The organism is Butyricicoccus sp. AF35-5AC (genome assembly GCF_003477715.1).
GTDB lineage: Bacteria > Bacillota > Clostridia > Oscillospirales > Butyricicoccaceae > Agathobaculum > Agathobaculum butyriciproducens.
The window spans coordinates 374-582 of record NZ_QUDX01000048.1; the positions used below are offsets into that span (position 1 = coordinate 374).

Annotated in this window: 1 protein-coding gene; it reads right to left on the reverse strand. The window is 53.6% G+C overall.

The annotated features are described in order from the left end of the window. A partial coding sequence (locus tag DWZ82_RS15810) for a virulence-associated E family protein (RefSeq protein WP_243022970.1) occupies positions 1–209 on the reverse strand: 209 nt, incomplete at both ends.

Here is a 209-nt window from a genome sequence, read left to right on the forward strand (position 1 = left end):
AAGCGGCGGTTGCCGGAACGGTCAAGGGGCAGGAAGTCAAGGGCATTGGAAGTGCCGCCAAACACGCACTGACGGGGGCGGTCTGCCGGGTGGGTTTCATAAGGTATCTTGTAGACCTCTTTCTGTCGGCTTAAAAATGACTTGATTTCCTCAATGCTCTTGGCGTTGGCGGTTGCCATCATTTCCGACATTTCGATAATCCAGTGACC